This window comes from Sporomusaceae bacterium, from assembly GCA_031460455.1.
Lineage (GTDB): Bacteria > Bacillota > Negativicutes > Sporomusales > UBA7701 > Anaeroselena.
This window is the reverse complement of record JAVKTQ010000001.1, coordinates 745,851-762,494: the sequence shown is the minus strand read 5'-3', so window position 1 is coordinate 762,494 and position 16,644 is coordinate 745,851. Positions and strand designations below refer to the sequence as shown.

21 protein-coding genes and 1 riboswitch are annotated in these 16,644 nt (G+C 62.7%); of the genes, 18 read left to right on the top strand and 3 right to left on the bottom strand.

What is annotated here, in order from left to right; genetic code table 11:
- Positions 1 to 288: 288 nt before the first annotated feature.
- The 8 genes from RIN56_04015 (at position 289) to RIN56_03980 (ending at position 5,582) form a co-directional block, all read left to right on the top strand.
- The gene (locus tag RIN56_04015; GenBank protein ID MDR7865958.1) at positions 289 to 495 is read left to right on the top strand and encodes a 4Fe-4S binding protein; all 207 of its coding nucleotides are present in this window, start codon (positions 289 to 291) and stop codon (positions 493 to 495) included.
- Entirely contained in the window at positions 488 to 1,624 is a 1,137-nt protein-coding gene (locus RIN56_04010) for a 2-oxoacid:acceptor oxidoreductase subunit alpha (protein MDR7865957.1), read from the top strand. The genes RIN56_04015 and RIN56_04010 overlap by 8 nt, the downstream gene beginning before the upstream one ends.
- On the top strand, positions 1,624 to 2,445 hold the full coding sequence (locus tag RIN56_04005) for a thiamine pyrophosphate-dependent enzyme (protein ID MDR7865956.1): 822 nt from the start codon (positions 1,624 to 1,626) through the stop codon (positions 2,443 to 2,445). The genes RIN56_04010 and RIN56_04005 overlap by 1 nt, the downstream gene beginning before the upstream one ends.
- A 4-nt stretch (positions 2,446 to 2,449) precedes the next feature.
- Positions 2,450 to 2,980, top strand: a complete 531-nt coding sequence (locus tag RIN56_04000; GenBank protein MDR7865955.1) for a 2-oxoacid:acceptor oxidoreductase family protein — start codon at positions 2,450 to 2,452, stop codon at positions 2,978 to 2,980.
- 426 nt (positions 2,981 to 3,406) lie between these two features.
- On the top strand, positions 3,407 to 3,610 hold the full coding sequence (locus RIN56_03995; GenBank protein MDR7865954.1) for a hypothetical protein: 204 nt from the start codon (positions 3,407 to 3,409) through the stop codon (positions 3,608 to 3,610).
- 220 nt (positions 3,611 to 3,830) lie between these two features.
- On the top strand, positions 3,831 to 4,586 hold the full coding sequence (locus RIN56_03990; GenBank protein MDR7865953.1) for a hypothetical protein: 756 nt from the start codon (positions 3,831 to 3,833) through the stop codon (positions 4,584 to 4,586).
- A 101-nt stretch (positions 4,587 to 4,687) separates the two neighbouring features.
- Entirely contained in the window at positions 4,688 to 5,254 is a 567-nt protein-coding gene (locus RIN56_03985; GenBank protein MDR7865952.1) for a rubrerythrin family protein, read from the top strand.
- Positions 5,255 to 5,339: 85 nt separating this feature from the next.
- Positions 5,340 to 5,582: a hypothetical protein gene (locus tag RIN56_03980; GenBank protein ID MDR7865951.1), complete on the top strand. Its 243-nt coding sequence runs from the start codon at positions 5,340 to 5,342 to the stop codon at positions 5,580 to 5,582.
- A gap of 46 nt (positions 5,583 to 5,628) precedes the next feature.
- Here the strand turns inward: RIN56_03980 and RIN56_03975 are convergent, their stop codons facing one another.
- The 3 genes from RIN56_03975 to RIN56_03965 all read right to left on the bottom strand — a co-directional run bounded on the left by RIN56_03975 (position 5,629) and on the right by RIN56_03965 (position 8,774).
- Positions 5,629 to 5,784, bottom strand: a complete 156-nt coding sequence (locus RIN56_03975) for a hypothetical protein (protein ID MDR7865950.1) — start codon at positions 5,782 to 5,784, stop codon at positions 5,629 to 5,631.
- A gap of 159 nt (positions 5,785 to 5,943) precedes the next feature.
- Positions 5,944 to 8,157 carry an LUD domain-containing protein gene (locus RIN56_03970; GenBank protein MDR7865949.1) on the bottom strand — a complete coding sequence of 738 codons (2,214 nt, stop codon included), beginning with the start codon at positions 8,155 to 8,157 and terminating at the stop codon, positions 5,944 to 5,946.
- The gene (locus RIN56_03965; protein ID MDR7865948.1) at positions 8,157 to 8,774 is read right to left on the bottom strand and encodes a lactate utilization protein; all 618 of its coding nucleotides are present in this window, start codon (positions 8,772 to 8,774) and stop codon (positions 8,157 to 8,159) included. Before RIN56_03965 ends, RIN56_03970 begins: the two co-directional genes overlap by 1 nt.
- A gap of 304 nt (positions 8,775 to 9,078) precedes the next feature.
- A riboswitch (cobalamin riboswitch) is annotated at positions 9,079 to 9,247 on the top strand.
- 93 nt (positions 9,248 to 9,340) lie between these two features.
- On the opposite strand from RIN56_03965, the gene cbiD reads away from it, so the two are divergent.
- From cbiD to RIN56_03915, 10 genes are read left to right on the top strand one after another with little or no spacing between them, the layout of a single operon-like run.
- Positions 9,341 to 10,444 carry a cobalt-precorrin-5B (C(1))-methyltransferase CbiD gene (cbiD, locus tag RIN56_03960; protein ID MDR7865947.1) on the top strand — a complete coding sequence of 368 codons (1,104 nt, stop codon included), beginning with the start codon at positions 9,341 to 9,343 and terminating at the stop codon, positions 10,442 to 10,444.
- The gene (gene cbiE / locus RIN56_03955; protein ID MDR7865946.1) at positions 10,429 to 11,055 is read left to right on the top strand and encodes a precorrin-6y C5,15-methyltransferase (decarboxylating) subunit CbiE; all 627 of its coding nucleotides are present in this window, start codon (positions 10,429 to 10,431) and stop codon (positions 11,053 to 11,055) included. The genes cbiD and cbiE overlap by 16 nt, the downstream gene beginning before the upstream one ends.
- The gene (gene cbiT, locus RIN56_03950; protein ID MDR7865945.1) at positions 11,052 to 11,648 is read left to right on the top strand and encodes a precorrin-6Y C5,15-methyltransferase (decarboxylating) subunit CbiT; all 597 of its coding nucleotides are present in this window, start codon (positions 11,052 to 11,054) and stop codon (positions 11,646 to 11,648) included. The genes cbiE and cbiT overlap by 4 nt, the downstream gene beginning before the upstream one ends.
- Positions 11,638 to 12,351 (top strand): precorrin-2 C(20)-methyltransferase, encoded by a 714-nt coding sequence (cobI, locus tag RIN56_03945; GenBank protein MDR7865944.1) that lies wholly within the window; start codon positions 11,638 to 11,640, stop codon positions 12,349 to 12,351. The genes cbiT and cobI overlap by 11 nt, the downstream gene beginning before the upstream one ends.
- Entirely contained in the window at positions 12,348 to 13,103 is a 756-nt protein-coding gene (cobM, locus tag RIN56_03940) for a precorrin-4 C(11)-methyltransferase (protein MDR7865943.1), read from the top strand. Before cobI ends, cobM begins: the two co-directional genes overlap by 4 nt.
- The gene (locus RIN56_03935; GenBank protein ID MDR7865942.1) at positions 13,100 to 14,173 is read left to right on the top strand and encodes a cobalt-precorrin 5A hydrolase; all 1,074 of its coding nucleotides are present in this window, start codon (positions 13,100 to 13,102) and stop codon (positions 14,171 to 14,173) included. Before cobM ends, RIN56_03935 begins: the two co-directional genes overlap by 4 nt.
- Positions 14,174 to 14,193: 20 nt before the next feature.
- The gene (cobJ, locus tag RIN56_03930; GenBank protein ID MDR7865941.1) at positions 14,194 to 14,883 is read left to right on the top strand and encodes a precorrin-3B C(17)-methyltransferase; all 690 of its coding nucleotides are present in this window, start codon (positions 14,194 to 14,196) and stop codon (positions 14,881 to 14,883) included.
- Positions 14,880 to 15,644, top strand: a complete 765-nt coding sequence (gene cobK, locus RIN56_03925; protein MDR7865940.1) for a precorrin-6A reductase — start codon at positions 14,880 to 14,882, stop codon at positions 15,642 to 15,644. Before cobJ ends, cobK begins: the two co-directional genes overlap by 4 nt.
- Positions 15,641 to 16,018, top strand: coding sequence for a CbiX/SirB N-terminal domain-containing protein (locus tag RIN56_03920; GenBank protein ID MDR7865939.1), 378 nt, complete (start codon positions 15,641 to 15,643; stop codon positions 16,016 to 16,018). Before cobK ends, RIN56_03920 begins: the two co-directional genes overlap by 4 nt.
- Positions 16,019 to 16,642: a precorrin-8X methylmutase gene (locus tag RIN56_03915; GenBank protein ID MDR7865938.1), complete on the top strand. Its 624-nt coding sequence runs from the start codon at positions 16,019 to 16,021 to the stop codon at positions 16,640 to 16,642.
- Positions 16,643 to 16,644 lie beyond the last annotated feature (2 nt).

Genomic DNA, 16,644 nt, shown 5'->3' with positions numbered 1-16,644 from the left:
AAACCCGAACCGGCAGCGAAGGACATAGATACAAACATATAATAGCTTGTAAGCCGTAGCAATGTTGCTGGTCATAGCCGGGTAGAGATGCCCGGCTATGGGTGTGCTTGGGGCCATGTATACATAGAACCGATGTTTTTTGTATACATTACTCGCCTGAACATCGGCCGCATTTCCCTGTTGGCCGGTGCAGCGCCGGGAATATTCCTCACGGCCGGCGACAAAGGCTAATGGTACATATATGGCATCAGGACCGGCTTCCGGCCCATAATTTCAGGAGGTGTTGACGTGGCACTGGATATCACCCAGAAATACTGCAAAGGTTGCGGAATATGCGTGGCCTTCTGCCCCAAAAAGATCCTCGCCCTCGACGACAAAGGCAAGATTTACGTCACCGACCCCGACAAGTGCATCGCCTGCGGCCAGTGCGAACTGCGCTGTCCGGACCTTGCCATCAAAGTAATCAAACCCGGGAAGGTGGAAAGCAATGGCTAAAGCACAACTCATGCAGGGCAACCAGGCCTGCGCCGTAGGAGCGCTGGCGGCCGGCGTCACCTTCTTCGCCGGTTACCCCATCACTCCCAGCACCGAAGTTGCCGAAATCCTCGCCGAAATGCTGCCCAAATTCGGCGGCAAATTCATCCAGATGGAAGACGAGATCGCCAGCATGGGCGCCGTCTGCGGCGCGGCCCTCACCGGCGCCAAGGCCATCACCGCCACCAGCGGCCCCGGCTTCTCCCTCAAACAAGAGCTCATCGGCTACGCCTCCATGGCGGAAATCCCCTGTGTCATCGTCAACGTCCAACGGCTCGGTCCCAGCACCGGCAAACCCACCTCGCCGGCCCAGGGCGACGTCATGCAGGCCCGCTGGGGCAGCCACGGCGACCGGGGCGTCATCGCCCTCAGCCCCACCTCGGTACGCGAAACATTCGACATTACCGTCAAAGCCTTCAACTTTGCCGAAAAATTCCGCACCCCTGTAATCCTGCTCCTCGACGAAGTCGTCGGCCACATGCGCGAGACAGTCGTACTGCCCGAATCCGGCGACGTCGAAGTCATCGACCGCAAGCGTCCCGCCGGTCCGCCCGAAGACTATCAGGCTTTCAAACCCGAAGCTGACGGCGTAGCGCCGATGGCCGACTTCGGCGAAGGCTACTACTACCACGTCACCGGCCTCGTCCACGACTACAAGGGCATGCCCTCCCAGAACAACGCCCTCACCACCGAACTCATCGACCGCCTGCACACCAAAATCGAGCGGGCCAGGGACGAAATAACCATCTACCACCAAGACTATACCGACGACGCCGAAGTCCTCGTCATCGCCTACGGCGGCACCACCCGCGCGGCCATAGCCGCCGTCAAGGAAGCCCGCGCCAAAGGCGTCAAGGCCGGCCTCCTCACCCTCGTCACCATCTGGCCCTTCCCCGGCGAGGTCGTCGCCAAAGCGGCCGCCAAGGCGAAAACGGTAATCGTTCCCGAACTCAACTACGGCCAGCTCGTCGGCGAAATCGAGCGCTACGTGCCCAGAGAGAAAGTCGTCTCCCTCACCCGCTACGACGGCGAACTCTTCCGGCCGGAAGAAATCTTGAATCCCATCATCACGGCAGGAGGTGGCAAATAATGGCCGGCATCGAAAAATATCTCCGCAAGTCGGCGCTGCCTCACATCTGGTGCCCCGGCTGCGGCAACGGCATACTCCTCGCCGCCATATTAAGGGCCATCGATAAACTCGGCCTCGACCAGAAGAAAACCGTTATCGTCTCAGGCATCGGCTGCTCGTCGCGCGCCTCCGGCTACATGAACTTCAACACCGTCCACACCGCCCACGGCCGCGCCCTCACCTTCGCCACCGGCATCAAGCTCGCCAAGCCCGAGCTCAACGTCATCGTCCTCACCGGCGACGGCGACTCCACCGCCATCGGCGGCAACCACTTCATCCATGCCGCCCGCCGCAACGTCGACCTCACCACCGTTATCTTCAACAACAACATCTACGGCATGACCGGCGGCCAGTATTCGCCCCTCACCCCCATGAACGCCAAAGCCACCACCGCTCCCTTCGGTCACATCGAGCGGTCCTTCGATATCGCCGCCCTCGCCATCGCCGCCGGCGCCACCTACGTTGCCCGCGGCACCGCCTTCCACGCCCAGCTCCTCACCGACCTGGTCGTCAAAGGCATCGAAAACAAAGGCTTCTCCGTCATCGACGCCATCACCCAGTGCCCCATATCCTACGGCCGCAAAAACAAAATGGGCACCGCCGCCGACATGCTCGCCTGGCAGCGCGACAGCGCCGTCATGGTCCAGGCAGTGTCCAAAATGAAGCCCGAAGACCTCGAAGGCAAATTTGTCATCGGCGAACTTTACCGGTCGGTAGCCCCCGAATACACCGCCGAATACGACAAACTCATCGCCCGGGTCGCCAAAAAGGGGGGCAAATAAGATGATAACCTACATCAGCCTCACCGGAACAGGCGGGCAAGGCATCATCCTCGCCGGCATCATCCTCGCCGAAGCGGCCATCCTCGAAGGCAAGCAGGCCATCCAGACCCAGTCCTACGGGCCGGAAGCCCGCGGCGGGGCCAGCAAAGCCGAAGTCATAATCTCCGACGAGGCCATCGACTACCCCAAAATCGTCACCGCCGACATCCTCCTCGCCATGAGCCAGGAAGCCTGCACCAAATACGCCGGCGTCCTTAAAAAAGGCGGCAAAATGATCGTCGACGCCACCAACGTCGACGACATCCCGGCAATCGACGCCGACATCCTCGCCGTCGACATCACCAGGGCCGCCCGCGAACAACTCCAAAAAGACATGTTCGCCAACATCGTCGCCCTCGGCGTCCTCGTCGGCAGCACCGGCATCGTCAGCCGCAAAGCCGTCGTCGAAGCCGTCCTCGCCCGCGTGCCCAAAGGCACCGAAGAGGTCAATACAAAGGCCCTGGAGATCGGCTTCAGCCTCGGCGAAAAGAAATAAAAAGAGAATTGATATGGCCGAAAAGTGCTTCCCACCACGGGAAGCACTTTTCTTTGCCTGCTGCCTTTGGAGGCCGCCCCATCGTGGCCGGTGAATTTGTGAGAGGGCGCAGACTCCGGCTCCGTAGCTACAGATGCACGCGCCGTAAGTCTTGGGCCTTGCGCAGCTAGCACCGTCGCCAACTGTCATCCATGACAGATGGCTCCTCGCCCGGCCGTCCATGGCCGGGCGTGCTGCTGCGCTAAGGCCGCTTCGACAACGGCGCGTAGCATCTTCTGCAAAGTCGCCGTTCGTCTGCGCCCCCTCACAAATCAACAACTCGAACGATGGCCTATTTTATTTTTTTCCCTCGCAAGGGTTTTCCTGGCAAAGGGCGAATATGTAGTAGGCCCAAAAGGCACTTATAAAGAAAGGGGATGAAGCATAATGGCAGCAGACATCATGGAGAACGAAGCCAGCGCCAAGAAGCTGAGCTGGGAGGCGTTCGTAAAGCAGGACGTCCTCAATTTCCTGCTCGGCCACAACCTCCAGGCGGTCACCGTCGACGACGGCGCCGGCCGGAAAGCCGTAATCAAGCGCAACACCAAGGGAGAATATATCGTTCAGATCACCTCCAACGAAATTCTGTAACAGCTAAAGTCATGGCGAGCTGCGTAAACAACCGGCTCGCCTTCTTTTTTCCCTTATGGATAATTGTCACACATATGTCATATTTTGCTGCTATCCTAAAGAAAAGCAGCAGACAAGACGTCGTTCCGCCTGGCCATGACCGACCGGTCAGTCATATATGCCCCGGTAACGTCCGGATGTCCCCGCGCGGGCGGGCAATTCGAATAGGAGGGGAGACACCATGCGGAAGACGATCGCCGTGCTTGTCGTGCTATTCTCGCTGGCGGCCCCGGCAGCGGCCGGGCAGAGCGAATCCGTAAGCCCGAACTACGATTTCTCCACAGTCAAAACCGTGCTGATCATGGAACCCACCTTCGCCTACGGCGGCTTCGACGTCGGCGGCAGAAACAAATTCGTCGTTTACCCCGCGTCGGCCGAAAAAATCACCGCCATGCTGGGCGACCGCAAACGCAACTTGCCGCACCTGCAATTCGTCACCCTCACCTACGTCACCGCCCGCGTCAAGGCTGACCCTGCTCTCGCCGCCGAGCTGCCGGACGACCCCAAGGCACTCTCCGCCCTGGTGCGGCGGGAGATGCCCAAGTACGCCGACCTCGTGCTGTACTGCGATATCCGCGACTTCGGCTGGTTCTACGAATGGCAGGAGGCCTACTATACCACCGAAACGGTCATCGATAAAGTAAGGTATCACGAACGGTCCTCCGACGGCAAAAAAGTCTCCGGCTGGATGGAAGTGCCCCGCACCGTCGACGTCTATCACCCGGCCCGTCACAAGATCTTCGACAGCGCCGAGGCCCGCTTCGCCTTGCTCGACGCGCGGACCTGGCGGTACGTCTGGCAGTTTACCGACTCTCGCAGCCGTGTCTCCTTCGCCTGGAGCGGCAACTACGACGCCACCGGCCCCGAATCAGTCATGGGCCGCATCTTCGACGCCGCGTTCGAGAAAATGCCCATGCGCCCCCGGGAGGGTAATTGAATCGGTTGCTACGGGAGGAAAATTCGGCAGGGTTATATGAAAAGCGGCGAAAATAGAAATAATATCACCATACTGCGTTAATTTGCCAAAGGAGTGATATTATGCCTGTAAAAAATGATATGACCGCCGACTCCCTCCGCTCCGCCTACGGCGGAGAATCTATGGCCAGCATGCGGTACCTGATATGGGGCGAGCATGCCGCCAAACAGGGGATGCCCAACATCGCCCGCCTGTTCGCCGCCGTAGCCTTCGCCGAGCAGGCCCACGCCACCAACCACTTCCGCGAGCTGTGCGACCAGGCCGGCGGAGCGGCGGTGACGGCCGGCGCCGTATTCGGCCTCGGCACGGTGGCGGAAAACCTCCAGGGGGCCATCGACGGCGAACTGCACGAAATCGAGCAGATGTACCCCGTCTACCTGCATACTGCCCAGTTCCAGCAGGAAAAAGGCGCGGAGCGTGCTTTCCGCTTCGCCCTAGAGGCGGAAAAGATTCACGCCAAGATGTTCAAGACCGCCCAGGACGCGGCTAAGGAGAACAAGGACATGGCCCTGGGAGACGTCTACATCTGCCCGGTCTGCGGCCACACCGGCGAGGGTGAGCCGCCCGATTTCTGCCCGGTCTGCGGTGTGAAGAAAAATCTGTTCAGGCTGTTCCCGGCCGAAAAATAACGACTGCTCCTAAATCCCGCCGGACGCATTATCGGCCCGTCTTCCTGGCATGCTAACGGTACCAGTAAAAGCAGGAGGGAAGACAGTGGACAACGCCGATACCACCCAAGCGACAGCGGGACAGACTACCGCCGCAGCGCAGATGCCCGGTCTCCAGCAAGTGCGGCAACAGGTCGCCGCCCTGCGGCAGACGCTGCAGACCCTCATGATGGAAAAACAATACGCCGACGGCGAGATCGTCACCGCCTCGGCCGCCCTCGACGCCCAGCTCGAGGATTATGACCGGACGCTGAGCGACAAGAAGCAGCCTGGCATGAGAACGTTTTGACCTACACCCAGAAAGCCGCGAATTCATTCGCGGCTTTCTGGGTGTTTCAGCGGTTGCACCCCTTGTGCCCGTGGCAGGTCGTACACGCATAGCAGGTGTGGAAGAGGGGACAGCTGATGTCCGCCAGGACGATAAAAAGTACCAACCACAGTATCAGCAGGCCGAAGGGCGATACGCCCAGGCCTGGCAGCGATCCGTTCATTCCTGCCACCTCCCTGGCGATGGGATAATATAGGCTATGCCGCGGGACCCCGATTGGGACCGGGAGCGTAGGCAGTTTGGCAAAGCGTCGCTTTTAAAAAGACGCTTTTTTGTAATGAAAAGAGAGCCTCCCAAGTTCGGGAGGCTCTCTTCATTGCCACTAGTGGAAGTGGAACTCATCCTTCTTTTTTGCCGGCGCTTCCTCGTCCTTGATCTCGTCGGCGAGGATGTCGGCCACATGCCTTACCTTGATATTCGGCGCCTGCTTGTCGAGGCCGCCGCCGATCTGCATCATGCAGGCCGGGCAGCCGACCGCCACCACCTGGGCGCCGCTGTCCTTGATATTGTCGATCTTCTGCTTGAGGATGGGGGCCGACAGCTCCGAATACTTGATGCCGAAAGCGCCCGCCATGCCGCAGCACTTGTCGCAGTCCTTCATCTCCACCACCTCGCACGAACCGGTGCTCTCCAGCAGCTTGCGCGGTTCCTCGTGGATATTGAGCACCCGCTTCATGTGGCAGGAATCGTGGAAGGTGACCTTCGTAGCCCCCGGCTTCTTCTCCAGGCGGCCGGCCTTCTCGTACTCGGCGCACACGAACTGCGAGAACTCCTTCACCTTGGCGGCGAACGCCTTGGCCCGCTCCGCCCACGCGGGATCGTCGGCAAGGATTTCCGGGTAGGTAACGTGCAGCGTCTCGGTGCAGCTCGGGCAGGCGGCAATCACATAATCGACGCCCGCCTTCTCGAACGCCTCGATGTTTCGCTTGGCGATCTTCTTGGTCGTCTCCACGTCGCCGAAACCGACCACCGGCTTGCCGCAGCAGCTCTGATCCTCGGGGAACACCACGGCGATATTCAGATCCTGCAGCACCTTATAGACCGATTCGCCCGTCTCGGGGAAAACGAAGTCCATATTGCAGCCGCTGAAGAACGCCACCTTCTTGGCCGGGGCGTCCAGCTGCTTCGTAATCTTGCGGATCCGGTCCCTGAGCGGCGTGTCGGCGATCGCCGGCAGGCTGCGGCCCTCCGTCATGCCGGCCATGAAGAGCGGCAGGTGACGGATGAAGCGGCCGGACTGCACCGGCTTCTGGCCGATCGCGGCCGTCCGCAGCAGGCTGTGGAACAGGCGGCGGTTGGAAATGACATTTTCGAACAGCAGCTTCAGCGAGAACGGCAGACCGTGGTCCTTGACCCCTCTGGCCCGCAGCTCCTCGATCAGGCCGGGGATGTTGATCCTGCCCGGACAGACCGTCGTGCACTTGCGGCAGCCGATGCACAGCTCGTTGATCTTCTCGAAATCGCCCATGCTGTTGAAAAACGCCGTCAGGATGGCGCCGATGCCGCCGGCGTAGATGTGGCCGTAAACGTGGCCGCCCACCAGTTGGTAGACCGGGCAGACGTTCAGGCACGAGGCGCAGCGGACACACTGGTAGATCTCCTTGAACTTATCGTCCTTGGCGGCCTTCAGCCGGCCGTTGTCGAACAATATTATGTGCAGTTCCTTATCCTGCTCCACCCACTTGCCGTCCTGCTTGACCATCGCCGGCGCCGGTCCGCAGATCATGCTCACATAGCTGGTCGCGAGCTGAGCGGTGGCGCTGCGGGGCAGGGAGCGGAGAATGGGGATGGTATCCTTGATCGTCGGAATGAGCTTCTCGTAACCGATTATCACCACATGGACGCGGGGCAGGGTTGTGACCAGCCTCGCGTTGCCTTCGTTGGTCACCAGGCCGATAGCGCCGTTTTCGGCGATGCCGAAGTTCGCGCCCGAGATGCCCATATCAGCCTGCAGGAATTCCTCGCGCAGCGTCTTGCGGGCCGTCTGCACCATAAAGGGGATATCGGGGGGAATATCCTCGTTCAGTTCCTTGGAGAAATACTCGGCCACCTGCTGGCGGTTGAGGTGGATGGCGGGCATAACCATGTGCGACGGCGTATGGCCGGCCAGAGCGATAATCCACTCGCCGAGGTCGGTCTCCTTCACGTGAACGCCGGCAGCCTCTAGGTCGTGGTTGAGGTGGATCTCCTCCGACGCCATCGACTTCGACTTGACGACCCTTTTCACGCCTTTTTCCTGGCACAGGTCGAGCAGGTACTTCTTCAGCGCCGGGCCGTCCGCGGCGCGGAACACCTTGGCGCCCCGCTTGCTGGCTTCGGCTTCGAACTTGTCGGCGATCGCCTCGATATCGGCCACAGCGGCGACCTTCATCGCTTTAAGCTCATCGCGCAGCGCCTCGACATCGCCGACATTCTCGTACGCTTTGGCCCGCGACACGGGGTAGGCTTCGCCGAAGCGGCCTAAAGCGCCGCGCAGCACATCGTCCTTCAGCTTCTGGCTTATCTCCTTCTTGATGTTGCGTTCTTTGCCTGCCATTACGCGACACCTCCGCCGGCGGTCTCATCGACAGCGATTATTATGAACCTGCTGGGGCCGTGGACGCCGATGGTAAGGACCCGTTCGATGTCGGCCGTGCGGCTGGGACCGGTAATGAAAGAAAGATAGCCGCGGTCGAATACCTTGGCGACGACGCCGATCGCGTCCGCCATCGCCGGGACGATTTTGCCGCTGTTCATGAACACGACGTGAACGGGGGGAAGGGTGGACACCAGGCGGCTTTCGATCGCGAGGGCATCCTGGAGAACGCTGCCTGTCTCGGCGACGCCGAACTCCACCCCCGACACGCCGAGATCGGCGGTATCGGCGTGGGCGGCGATATCGCCCGCCTCGGTGTAGACTTCAAGGCCGGCGGCCTTCAGAGCTTCATACGCACCGGCGCTCGCGGCGAGCGGGCAGTCGACGGCCACCGCTTTCTTGGCCCCGAGGTTCTTGGCAAGTTCGACAAGCACGGCCTGTGCTTCGGCGACGGTCGCTACGCGGAAGACTTCGGCGGAGACGTTCTTGGCGCGGGTCTCGAACTCCCCGAAGAGGTGCGGACCGTAATTGCCGACCGGGAGAGCCTGCTCCCAGTTCTCGCACACCTTTTTCATCATATCACTCCCCTGCATGGTATGGTGGACTGACCAGTATCTCCATATATTCGGGTAGCACCAGCGGAAATCCTCCAGTAAAGTAGGAAAAATACTAAATTTTCTTACAGGCGGCGCAAGATTTTTCCTACAGCCGTGTAAGAAAAAACCTTACATCGTTTTCCGGCGGTCAGACGGTACAAATTGGTTTGCAAGCAGCCGATTTGGTCGCCGGCAGGCAAATATTTCTCTTTTTTGCTTTTAATAGAAGGAATATCGTAATACTGGCCGAATATAAGCACATAATATCAACCACACTGTCAGTAATTTCATACGATAGGGAACAGGTGCTTTGCTTAAAAGGGAAGCCGGTCAAATCCGGCGCGGTCCCGCCACTGTATTGGTGAGCCAGCCACAATATGCCACTGGGCGACCGGGAAGGCGTGGTGAAGCGATGAACCAAAGCCAGGAGACCTGCCTGTTCTAACACGCGCCGTTACGACCTACGGAAGATAGGCAGGTGGGTAAATAGGTATAACAATTATAATTATTGTTATTATTTATACCCCCTGTTTGCAGGGGGTATTTTCATGTCCACCCAGCCCCTCCGCCGGGGCATAACCACCGGCACCTGCGCCGCCGCCGCCGCCAAGGCGGCCGTCCTTGCCGCTCTCGGCCGTCCGGCTGCCGCGGTCGAGGTCACTACGCCGCAGGGCAAAACCATCCGCGTCGATGTCGCCGGCAGCAGCGCCATCGCAGGCGGCGGCCGGGCCGCCGTCGTCAAGGATGCCGGCGACGACCCCGATGTCACCGACGGCGTTACCGTCACCGTGGATGTCGCCATCACCGCCGGCGAGGCCATCGCCATCCGCGCCGGCGAAGGCGTCGGCACAATCACCAAACCCGGCCTGGCCGTGCCGGTAGGCCAGCCGGCGGTCAACCCCGGCCCGCGCCGGATGATCGAAACCGCCCTCCGCGACGTACTGCCCGCCGGCCGGGGCGCCGTCGCCACCATCGCCATCCCCGGCGGCCGCGAACTTGCCGCCCGCACCCTCAACCCCGTCCTTGGCATCGCAGGCGGCCTGTCCGTCATCGGCACCACCGGCATCGTCGAACCGATGTCCGAGGAAGCGTGGAAAACCTCTCTCACCCCCCAGATAAGCGTCGTCAAAGCCCTCGGCTACGATACCGCCGTTTTCGTCCCCGGCAAGATCGGCCAGGACATTGCCATAAACAGCTGCCGCCTGCCCGCCGATCGCGTCGTCCAGACCTCGAACTTCATCGGCCACATGCTGACAAGCGCCGCCGATCAAGGCATGAAAAACATCCTGCTGTTCGGCCACCTCGGCAAAATCGTCAAAGTCGCCGCCGGCATCTTTCACACCCACAGCCGCATGGCCGACGCCCGGCTCGAGACGCTCGCCGCCTACGCCGCCGCCGAAGGCGCCCCCCGCGAGGCGGTCGAAGAAATCCTCGCCTGCGTAACCACCGAAGCCGCGGTCGACGTCATCGGCCGCTACCCCGTCACCGGCGTCTGGCGACGTCTGGCCGCACAAGCCAGCACCCGCGCCACCCGCTTCGTCCATGGCCGGCTGACCGTCGGCACCGCCATCGTCACCCTCAAAGGCGACATCCTCGGCCTCGATGATCAGGCCGCGCAAATCGGAGGCACCCTCGGATGGACCATAAAATAACTGTCATCGGCATCGGCCCCGGCTCGCCCGACTACCTGCCCCCCATAGCGGCCCGCGCCATCGCCGGCGCAAAGGTGCTCGTCGGCGGCAGCCGGGCCCTGGCCGCCTTTGCCCCCGCCGGCAGCGAAACGTACACCATCGGCAGCGACATCGCCGCCGTCCTCGCCTACATCGGCCGCCGCCTGGCGGACAGCGACATCGCCGTCCTCGTCTCCGGCGACCCTGGCTTTCACAGCCTGCTCGTCGCCCTCCGCCGCGAATTCGGCCCCGAACGGCTTGAAGTCATCCCCGGCGTCAGCTCCGTCCAGCTCGCCTTCGCGCGCCTGGCCTGCCCCTGGCAGGACGCCGTCCTGGCCAGCCTCCACGGCCGCGCGGCGGCGGACGGCACGCTCGACTACGCGCCAGGCAAAAAACTCGCCCTCCTCACCGACGCCGCCAACGCCCCTCGCGCCATCGCCGGCGAACTCCTCGCCCGCGGCTGGCCTCCGGCCGCGTCCGTCTGGCTGTGCGCCGACCTCTCGTATCCCGGCGAACAGGTCCTGGCGACCGACCTCGCCGCCGCGGCCGACGGCCACGGCTTCGAACACTGTGTAATGGTGGTGATGGCATGACACCCGCCGTTCCCGGCATACCCGACCAAGAATTCATCCGCGGCGATATCCCCATGACCAAGCAGGAAATCCGCATCCTTGCCCTCGTCAAGGCCAGGCTCGGCCCCGCCGCCACCGTCATCGACATCGGTGCCGGCACAGGCTCGCTCAGCGTCGAGGCCGCCCTGCTCGCCCCCGGCGGCCGCGTTTTCGCCGTCGAAAAAGAGGCTGAGGGAGTGGCGCTCATCCGCGCCAACGCCGCCAAATTCGCCGCCGCCAACATCGAAATCGTCACAGGGGCGGCCCCCGAGGCCCTCGCCGGCCTTCCCGCCGCCGACGCCATCTTCGTGGGCGGCAGCGGCGGCCACCTCGCCGCCATCCTCGCCGCCGCCGACCGGCTGCTCAAACCCGGCGGCCGCCTAATCCTCACCGCCGTCACCGTCGAAACGCTCCAACAGGCGCTCGCCGATCTCGAAGCGCGGCCCGGCTACAGTACCGAGGCCGCCGGCGTCCAGGTCACCCGGCTTCACAAGGCGGGCGGCAAGCACCTCTTCCAGGCCAACAACCCCGTATACATCATAGCCTGCACCAAGGGAGGACCAAATGACCGGTAAATTTTACGGCATCGGCGTCGGGCCGGGCGACCCCGACCTGCTGACCATTCGCGCCGCCGAACTTCTCAAAACAGCAGAGGTCGTCTGCCTCCCCCGTTCGGCCGCCGACAACGAAAGCGTCGCCCGCAAGGTAGCCGGCGCTTACATCCGCCCCGCCGCGGAAATAATCGAAGTACCCACCCCCATGACCCGCGACAAGGCGCTCCTGGAAGCCGAATGGCGCCGCGGCGCCGAGAAAATCGCCGCCTGCCTCGCCGCCGGCAAAAACGTCGCCTTCATCACCATCGGCGACGCCATGCTGTTCAGCACCTACACCTACCTCCTCAAACACGTCCGCGCCATCATGCCCGACGTCGAAGTCGAAAGCGTCCCCGGCGTCACCTCGTTCGCCGCCGCCGCCGCCCACCTAAATATCCCCCTCGCCGAAGGGACGGAAAAACTCGCCGTCCTCCCGGCCGTCGACGACCCTGAGGCCCTCCGGCCCCTCCTGGCCGCCTTCGACAACGCCGTGCTCATGAAGGTGGCCGGCAAATACGAAGAAATCGTCGCCGTCCTCGGCGACCTCGGCCTCAAGGACAAAGCCGTCTTTGTCAGCAGACTGGGCTATCCCGACCAGTTCGTCACCCGCGACCTCGACAGCCTCATTGGCAAAAAACGCGACTACCTGTCGCTCATCCTGATAAAAAAGGGGGGACTCGGATGACACTGCACTTCGTAGGCGCCGGCCCCGGCGACCCCGAACTCATCACCGTCAAAGGCCAGCGTCTTCTCGCCGCCGCCGACACCATCATCTACGCCGGCTCGCTCGTCAACCCGGCCCTCCTCGGCCTCGCCAAACCGGACGCCGTCATCATGAACAGCGCCACCATGACCCTTGACGAGGTCATCGCCGCCATCGCCCAGGCAACCGGCGAAGGCCGGGAAGTGGTCAGGCTGCACACCGGCGACCCCAGCATCTACGGGGCGATAAAAGAACAGATGGACGCCCTCGACGAGCGCGGCATAAAGTACGAAGTCATCCCCGGCGTCAGCTCCTTCCTCGCCGCCGCCGCCGCCCTGCACTGCGAATACACCCTGCCGGAGGTAAGCCAGACAATTATCGTCACCCGCCTCGAAGGCCGCACCCCGGTGCCCGAGCGCGAGAAACTGGCCGCGCTCGCCAGCCACCGCGCGACGATGTGCATCTTCCTCAGCGTCCATATGCTCGACAGCGTCGTCGGCGAGCTCACCGCCGGCGGCTACCCCGCCGACACCCCCATCGCCGTCGTCCAGAAGGCCTCCTGGCCTGACGAGAAAATCTACCGCGGCACCCTCGCCACCATCGCCCGCACAGTAGAAGAGGCTGGCGTCGACCGCACCGCCATGATCGTGGTCGGCAATTGTCTCGGCGATGACTACGCGTTATCCAAGCTATACTCTCCCGGTTTCGGGCACATGTTCAGGGAGGCAAAATGAAAACCGCAGTAATTTCCGTAACCGACAATGGGGCCCGCCTGGCGGTCAAGATGGCGGCCAACCTCACCTGTAAAATCGACCTCTACGCCAAGGAAGGCAGGGAAGGGGGGACGGACGCCCTGACCTACGCCAGCCTCAGCGAGCTCGTCGCCGAGATCTATGCCAAATACAACGGCCTGGTTTTCATCATGGCCACCGGCATCGTCGTCCGCCTCATCGCCCCCCACATCCGCGACAAGCGCTACGACCCGGCCGTCGTCGTCATGGACGAAGCCGGCCGTCACGCCATCAGCCTGCTCGCCGGGCACCTCGGCGGCGCCAACGAACTGACCCATATCATCGCCAAAGCGGCGGGCGCGACCCCGGTTATAACCACCGCCACCGACATACAGCAGAAGCCCGCCCCCGACGTGCTGGCCGCCCGCATCGGGCTGGAGATCGAACCCTTCGACCAACTCAAGCACATCAACGCCGCCATTGTCGCCGGCCAGAAGGTCGTCTACTTTATCGACTGTTCGCTGCCCAACTACGAGCACTACGTCAACCAGGCAGCCGAGCAATGCATCATGCTCGTCACTGCCGACGACCTCGTCCACACCGACAGGTACGACGCCGCTGTCGTCATCTCCGACAAGGAACTTTACATGGTCAAACCCCATATATTCCTGCGCCCGGCCACCATGGCCGTCGGCGTGGGCTGCCGGCGGGGCGTTCCCAGCGCGGCGCTGTTCACCGCCATCACCGACGCCTGCCGCAAGATCGGCCGCAGCGTCAAAAGCGTGGATGTCGTCGCCACCACCGACGCCAAGGACGACGAAATCGGCCTGCTGGCCATGGTAGAGCAGATGGCCGTGCCCTTCAAGACATACAGCAACGAACAACTTCTGCAGAGCATCGAAAAATACGGGCTAGAAACATCGGAATTCGTAGAAGAACAGATTGGAGTGGGGAACGTATGCGAAGCGGCGGCCCTCTTAGCGGCGGGAACGGACAAGCTCCTGCTGGGCAAAACGATTTACGACAAAATAGCGGTGGCCATCGCCGAGGTCAAATCGCCGTCGTTGGACTAGGCCCCGGCAGCCTCGCCGACATGAGCAAACGGGCGGCCGACACTCTCGCCGCCGCCGAAGTCATTGTCGGTTACGACACTTATCTCCGCCTTATCGCCGATTTTCTGCCAGGCAAAAGAATCATCGGCACCGGCATGACCCAGGAGATCGACCGCTGCCAGGCGGCCGTTCAGGAAGCCATGGACGGACGGCGGGTGGCCGTCGTCTCCAGCGGCGACCCCGGCATATACGGCATGGCCGGTCTGGTGCTCGAACTCGTCTTCAAGTACCCGCCGGCGCTCCGGCCCGCGGTCGACATCATCCCCGGCATCAGCGCCATCGGTGCCGCGGCGGCCCTTCTCGGCGCCCCTCTCATGCACGACTTCGCCGTTATCAGCCTCAGCGACCTCCTCACCCCCTGGGACACCATCGTCAAACGGGTCGAGATGGCCGCCGCCGGCGACTTCGTAATCGCCCTCTATAACCCCAAGAGCACCCGCCGGGTAAGCCAGATCGAGCAGGTGCGGGAAATCGTCCTCCGGCACCGTCCGGCGGCCACGCCGGTTGGCATCGTTCACCACGCCAGCCGCGAGAACGAAAGCGTCGTCCTGTCCGACCTCGAAAACTTCACCAGCGAGCACATCGACATGTTCTCCCTCGTCATCATCGGCAACAGTCGCACCTACACCGCCGCCGGGCGGATGATAACCCCGCGGGGGTACTCGCTATGATCGTCATCCTCGCCGGCACCAGGGACGGGAGGGAACTCGCGGCCACTCTCGCCCGGCAGGGCTGGCCGGTCAGCGTCGCCGTCGTCTCCGAATACGGCCGCAAACTGGCCGCCAAAGACGGGTTGACCGTCCACGCCGGCGGCCGGGACGCCGCAGGCATGGTCGCCCTGTTCAAAACGGAAGGCGCCCGGGCGGTCATCGACGCCAGCCATCCCTACGCCGTCAACGCGTCCAACAACGCCCAGGCCGCCTGCGCAGCCCTCGACCTGCCCTACCTGCGTTACGAGCGCCCGCAGGCCCCTCTGCCGGATTACGATAAACTCCACCGGGCCGCGGATGCCGCCGAGGCAGCCCGGCTGGCCGCCAGCCTTGGGAAGGTGCTCTTTCTGGCCACCGGCAGCCGCACCCTGGCAGTCTTCAAAAACGAACCCCTGCTCGCCGGCAGCCGCCTGATCGCCCGCGTCCTCCCCGAGCCAGAAATCCTGTCCTTATGCCGGCGCCTGGGCTTTCCCCCCGCCGACATCATCGCCCTGCAGGGCCCATTTTCCCACCAGCTCAACCTCGCCCTATTCCGCGAATACGGCGCCGAGGTCGTCATCACCAAAAACAGCGGCTTCGTAGGCGGCACCGACAGCAAAATCAGCGCCGCCATCGAGCTAAGCCTGCCCCTTATCGTCATTGACCGGCCGGACGTCGAGTACGGCCGCATCGCCGCCGATTTCGACGCCGTAAGCGACTTTGTCAGGGAGGTCTTACAATGAAACAGGGAATCGTAGTACTCGGCCACGGCAGCCGCGCCAGCGTCGGCGAAGCCAACCAGGTCGTATTCCAGATCAGCGACATCATCAAACAGCGCCTCGGCAGCGACCTGGTGGAAACGGCCATCATGAACCGCAAATCCGAGCTCGCCACCATCGAGGACGCCGTCGCCAGCCTCGTCGCCCGCGGCGCGGACAGTATCGTCGTTGTGCCGATGTTCTTCGCCAACGGCATGCACATCCAGCACGACATCCCCGAAGAAATCAGCGCCCTAAAGAACCGCTTCCCCGGCGTCGCCGTCACCATGGCCGCGCACCTCGGCCCCGACCCCCGCATCGCCGACATCCTGCTGGATCGCATCCGGGAGGCTGAATAAGTGGAATTCATCACCGACCCCAGCCTGATCGAAGAACGGAGCATGGCGATCATCGCCCCCCATATAGCCGCCCTCGGCCTTACGCCCGCCGCCGCGAAAATATACTCCCGCATCATCCACGCCGCCGGCGACGTCGACTACGCCAACCACATCCGCATCCATCCCCTGGCCGCCGAAGCCGCCGGCCGGGCCCTCAAGTCCGGCTGCGACATCTTCTGCGACGTCGAGATGGTGCGCACCGGCATCAACCGGCGCCGTCTGGGCGAGCTCGGCGGCAGCGCCCACTGCCTGATCGCCGACCCGGCGATTGCCGCTGCGGCCAAAAGCGCCGGCACCACCCGCGCCATGGCCGCGATGCGGGCCTTCGGTCCCCGGCTGCACGGAGCGGTCGTCGCCATCGGCAACGCCCCCACCGCGCTGTTCGAACTGCTCAAAATCATCGCCGAAACGGACATCCGGCCGGCGGCGATCATCGGCGTGCCCGTCGGCTTCGTCGGCGCAGCCGAATCGAAAGAACTGCTGGCCGCCACCGCCCCCGTACCCTACATAACGGTGGCCGGCACCAAGGGCGGCAGCCCCATCGCCGCCGCCGCCGTCAACGCCATCCTCTACCTGCAGGGCTGAGC

What these genes read in the sequence shown, in the direction of transcription:
- RIN56_04010 (MDR7865957.1), top strand. Translation starts at nt 488, where the DNA reads ATGGCTAAAGCACAACTCATGCAGGGCAACCAGGCCTGCGCCGTAGGA.
- RIN56_04005 (MDR7865956.1), top strand. Translation starts at nt 1,624, where the DNA reads ATGGCCGGCATCGAAAAATATCTCCGCAAGTCGGCGCTGCCTCACATC.
- RIN56_03995 (MDR7865954.1), top strand. Translation starts at nt 3,407, where the DNA reads ATGGCAGCAGACATCATGGAGAACGAAGCCAGCGCCAAGAAGCTGAGC.
- RIN56_03990 (MDR7865953.1), top strand. Translation starts at nt 3,831, where the DNA reads ATGCGGAAGACGATCGCCGTGCTTGTCGTGCTATTCTCGCTGGCGGCC.
- RIN56_03985 (MDR7865952.1), top strand. Translation starts at nt 4,688, where the DNA reads ATGCCTGTAAAAAATGATATGACCGCCGACTCCCTCCGCTCCGCCTAC.
- RIN56_03975 (MDR7865950.1), bottom strand. Translation starts at nt 5,784, where the DNA reads ATGAACGGATCGCTGCCAGGCCTGGGCGTATCGCCCTTCGGCCTGCTG.
- RIN56_03970 (MDR7865949.1), bottom strand. Translation starts at nt 8,157, where the DNA reads ATGGCAGGCAAAGAACGCAACATCAAGAAGGAGATAAGCCAGAAGCTG.
- RIN56_03965 (MDR7865948.1), bottom strand. Translation starts at nt 8,774, where the DNA reads ATGATGAAAAAGGTGTGCGAGAACTGGGAGCAGGCTCTCCCGGTCGGC.
- cbiD (MDR7865947.1), top strand. Translation starts at nt 9,341, where the DNA reads ATGTCCACCCAGCCCCTCCGCCGGGGCATAACCACCGGCACCTGCGCC.
- cbiE (MDR7865946.1), top strand. Translation starts at nt 10,429, where the DNA reads ATGGACCATAAAATAACTGTCATCGGCATCGGCCCCGGCTCGCCCGAC.
- cbiT (MDR7865945.1), top strand. Translation starts at nt 11,052, where the DNA reads ATGACACCCGCCGTTCCCGGCATACCCGACCAAGAATTCATCCGCGGC.
- cobI (MDR7865944.1), top strand. Translation starts at nt 11,638, where the DNA reads ATGACCGGTAAATTTTACGGCATCGGCGTCGGGCCGGGCGACCCCGAC.
- cobM (MDR7865943.1), top strand. Translation starts at nt 12,348, where the DNA reads ATGACACTGCACTTCGTAGGCGCCGGCCCCGGCGACCCCGAACTCATC.
- RIN56_03935 (MDR7865942.1), top strand. Translation starts at nt 13,100, where the DNA reads ATGAAAACCGCAGTAATTTCCGTAACCGACAATGGGGCCCGCCTGGCG.
- cobJ (MDR7865941.1), top strand. Translation starts at nt 14,194, where the DNA reads ATGAGCAAACGGGCGGCCGACACTCTCGCCGCCGCCGAAGTCATTGTC.
- cobK (MDR7865940.1), top strand. Translation starts at nt 14,880, where the DNA reads ATGATCGTCATCCTCGCCGGCACCAGGGACGGGAGGGAACTCGCGGCC.
- RIN56_03920 (MDR7865939.1), top strand. Translation starts at nt 15,641, where the DNA reads ATGAAACAGGGAATCGTAGTACTCGGCCACGGCAGCCGCGCCAGCGTC.